This window comes from Spirillospora sp. NPDC000708, assembly GCF_040299565.1.
GTDB lineage: Bacteria > Actinomycetota > Actinomycetes > Streptosporangiales > Streptosporangiaceae > Spirillospora.
On the sequence record NZ_JBEPCJ010000207.1, the window covers coordinates 1 to 3,554 of the forward strand.

The window sequence follows — 3,554 nt, forward strand, 5'->3', positions numbered from 1 at the left end:
CGGGCCGGGGGCGGGGCCGCGGGCGGGGGCGCCCCCGGGGGGGGCGGCGCGCGGGGCCCTCCCGGTAGGCGTGCCGGGTCAGGCGGACGCGGGCTTGTAGACGGCGACGGCGCAGGCGCTGCCGAGGCCGATGTTGTGCTGCAGGGCGACGCGGGCGCCCTCGACCTGCCGGTCGCCGGCCTTGCCGCGCAGCTGCCAGGTCAGCTCCGCGCACTGGGCGAGGCCCGTCGCGCCCAGCGGGTGGCCCTTGGAGATCAGGCCGCCGGACGGGTTGACGACCCACGTGCCGCCGTAGGTGGTGGCCTGGTCGTCGACCAGCTTGTGGCCCTCGCCGACCCCGGCCATGCCGAGCGCCTCGTAGGTGATCAGCTCGTTGGCGCTGAAGCAGTCGTGCAGCTCGATGACGTCGACGTCCTCGATCGACACCTGCGCCTCGTCCATCGCCTTCCTCGCGGCGCGCTGCGAGACGCCGAACCCGACGACCTGGATGGAGGAGTGGTCGTCGAAGCTCTCGGGGGTGTCGGTGGCGATGTGGTGGCCGGCGATCTCGACGGCCTGGTCCCACAGGTCGTGCTCGTCGACGAACCGCTCGCTGACCACGACCGCGGCGGCGGCGCCGTCGGAGGTCGGGGAGCACTGCAGCTTGGTCAGCGGGTCGAAGATCATCGTGGCGTTCCTGACGTCGTCGAGCGAGTACTCGGTCTGGAACTGCGCGTACGGGTTGTTCACCGAGTGCTTGTGGTTCTTCCAGCCGATCCACGCGTAGTGCTCGGGGGTGGAGCCGTACTTCTCCATGTGCTCGCGGCCGGCGTTGCCGAACATCTGCGGCATCGGCGCCTTGTCCAGCTCCCACTCGCGGCCCGCGGTCATCGACCGCAGGTGGTGGTCGATGATGGTGACCTTGGACTCGCCGACGCCCGCGCCGAGCGAGCCCTTCTTCATCTTCTCCATGCCGAGCGCGAGCGCGCAGTCGGCGAGCCCGCCGCGGACGGCCTGGCGGGCCAGGAACAGCGCGCTGGACCCGGTGGCGCAGGCGTTCATGACGGTCATCACCGGGATGCCGGTCATGCCGGTCTCGTAGAGGGCGCGCTGCCCCATCGACCCGTACATCGAGCCGGCGTACGCCATCTCGATCTTGTCGTAGGGGAGGCCGGCGTCCTGCAGAGCGTTGCCGACGGCCTCCTTGGCCATGTCGGGGTAGTCCCAGTCGCGGGAGCCCGGCTTCTCGAACTTGGTCATGCCCACGCCCACGACGAAGGTGCGGTTGGTCATCTCGGGCTCGCCCTCCTGATACCGAATCCAGTTCGGGGCCACGATAACCCGCCGGACCTACGAAGCGTTCGCTTGCCTCCCGATGATCGGGACGTCCCGGCCCGGCCGCCGGGACGCCCCGCGGGTCAGCCGTCCAGCTCCTCCGCGAGCGCGGCCGCGAAGGCGTCCACGTCGTCCTCGGTGGTGTCGAACGAGCACACCCAGCGGACCTCGCCCGTCCGCTCGTCCCAGGTGTAGAACGCGAACCGCTTGCGCAGCCGCTCCGCCGCGTCCTTCGGCACGATCGCGAACACCGTGTTCGCCTGCACGTCCTGGGTGATCGCCACGCCGGGCAGCGCGCCCGCCGCGTCCGCCAGCCGCCGCGCCATCGCGTTGGCGTGCGCGGCGTTGCGCAGCCACAGGTCGCCGTCCAGCAGCGCGACGAGCTGCGCCGACACGTACCGCATCTTCGACGCCAGCTGCATGCTCGACTTGCGCAGGAACGCCAGCCCCTCGACGGCGTCGGGGTTCAGCACGACGATCGCCTCGCCCAGCAGCAGCCCGTTCTTGGTGCCGCCGAACGACAGCACGTCCACGCCCGCGTCGGTGGTGAACGCGCGCATCGGCACCCCGAGCGCGGCGGCGGCGTTGGCGATCCGGGCGCCGTCCATGTGCACGCCGAGGCCCCGCTCGTGCGCCGCGGCGGCGACCGCCGCGACCTCCTCGGGCGTGTAGACGGTGCCGAGCTCGGTGCTCTGCGTGATCGACACCGCGGACGGCTGGCGGCGCTGGATGTTGCCGAACCCCGCCGCGTACCGCTCGACCAGTTCGGGCGTCAGCTTCCCGTCCGGCGCCGGCACCGTGACCAGCTTCAGTCCGGCGATCTTCTCGGACGCGCCGCACTCGTCGGTGTTGATGTGCGCCGACTCCGGGCACACCACCGCGCTCCACGGCTTCGACATCGCCTGCAGCGACACCACGTTCGCGCCCGTCCCGTTGAACACCGGGAACACCTCCGCCGCGGCGCCGAAGTGCCCCCGCACGACCTCGCGCAGCCGCGCGGTCACGGCGTCGTCGCCGTAGGCGGGCTGATGCCCCTCGTTCACCGCCGCCAGCGCGGCGAGGATGTCGGGGTGGACGCTGGCCTGGTTGTCGCTGGCGAAGCCGCGCTTGGGATCGGGAATGGCGAAGGTCATGTCCCCATTGTCCCGAAGGCCGCGGGCGCGGGCACCGGCCCCCGGGTCAGGCGGGCCGGTCGGTGACCCGTTCGACGACCCGATCGGTGACGCGGTCGGCGACCCGGTCGGTGACGCGGTCGGTGACGACCGGGGCGACCGGGGCGACGGGCGCGACCGCCGGTTCGGCGGCGGGCGGCTCGGCCGCGCGCAGCGCCGTCCGGGCGCGCAGCGCGTCCACGTCCTCGCCGAGCCGCGCCATGGTCGCCTGGAGGTCCCGCCACAGGCCCGCGCGCTGCTCCAGCTGCGAGAGCTTGGCGCGCAGGTCGCCGATCCGCCGCTCGGCCGCCTCGATCCGGGTGCCGTGCCCGGCGGTGTCGCGGCCGGTGCGGATCAGGCTGGTGGCGACCGCGGCCAGGTCGCGCTCGGTGTCGTCCATGCGCTCGTCGATGCGCGGCAGCAGCCGGTCGTTCAGCTGCGCGACCAGCGAGTCCAGCTCGGCGCGCAGCCCGCGCACCTCCTCCTCGCGGGTGCGCAGCGCCGCGTCCTGCTCCCGGACGGTATCCTCCAGGCGGCGCACCCGTTCCCCGTGCGCGGGCAGGAACCGTTCCAGTTCCGCCGACCGTTCCAGGTCCCGGCCGAGTCTGACGAGCAGACCGGCACCGGCGCGCAGCCGGTGCTCCGCCTCGGTGGCGGCGCGGCGGACGAGACCCGGGATCACGGTCATGGCTCCCCCCAGGGGCTGTCGAGTGTTTCTCTAAACTCTAGGCGAACCGCTGGGAAACGGGAGGTGTACTTCCGGTGTTGTTCGCCGGTTTCGGACCGGTTCCCGGGGTTTGAACGGTCGTGGCCCCCGGCGCGGTCCCGGACGCGCTCACGGGCGCCTCGGCGGGCGCGCCGCCCGACCGCCGTCTGCGTCCCGGGCGCGCCGGCGGGGTGCCGCACGCGCACAGGCCGCGGCGGACGATGAGCAGGGCACGGTCGGCGGTGTAGTCCGTCCGGTCGAGCGCCGGGCGCACCCGGTGACACGTCAGGCAGAGCATAGATCTCCATTCCCCCCTCATGCGCGGGAGCGGCGCGCACGGGCCCGGCCCGCCGCCCCGAGCGCGTCCGGGGGGAATGCGCACG

At 73.2% G+C, this 3,554-nt stretch carries 3 protein-coding genes; all 3 read right to left on the reverse strand.

Features of this window, described 5'->3' with window-relative positions; all coding sequences use genetic code 11:
• Nucleotides 1–78: 78 nt before the first annotated feature.
• Nucleotides 79–1,272 carry a thiolase C-terminal domain-containing protein gene (locus ABT299_RS52390; protein WP_500255435.1) on the reverse strand — a complete coding sequence of 398 codons (1,194 nt, stop codon included), beginning with the start codon at nt 1,270–1,272 and terminating at the stop codon, nt 79–81.
• Nucleotides 1,273–1,397: 125 nt separating this feature from the next.
• On the reverse strand, nt 1,398–2,447 hold the full coding sequence (locus tag ABT299_RS52395) for a threonine aldolase family protein (RefSeq protein ID WP_500255436.1): 1,050 nt from the start codon (nt 2,445–2,447) through the stop codon (nt 1,398–1,400).
• A gap of 46 nt (nt 2,448–2,493) precedes the next feature.
• The gene (locus ABT299_RS52400; protein ID WP_500255437.1) at nt 2,494–3,153 is read right to left on the reverse strand and encodes a hypothetical protein; all 660 of its coding nucleotides are present in this window, start codon (nt 3,151–3,153) and stop codon (nt 2,494–2,496) included.
• Nucleotides 3,154–3,554: the final 401 nt, after the last annotated feature.

Excerpts from the sequence above, each read along its gene's own strand:
- ABT299_RS52390 (WP_500255435.1), bottom strand. The coding sequence starts at position 1,272 with ATGACCAACCGCACCTTCGTCGTGGGCGTGGGCATGACCAAGTTCGAG.
- ABT299_RS52395 (WP_500255436.1), bottom strand. The coding sequence starts at position 2,447 with ATGACCTTCGCCATTCCCGATCCCAAGCGCGGCTTCGCCAGCGACAAC.
- ABT299_RS52400 (WP_500255437.1), bottom strand. The coding sequence starts at position 3,153 with ATGACCGTGATCCCGGGTCTCGTCCGCCGCGCCGCCACCGAGGCGGAG.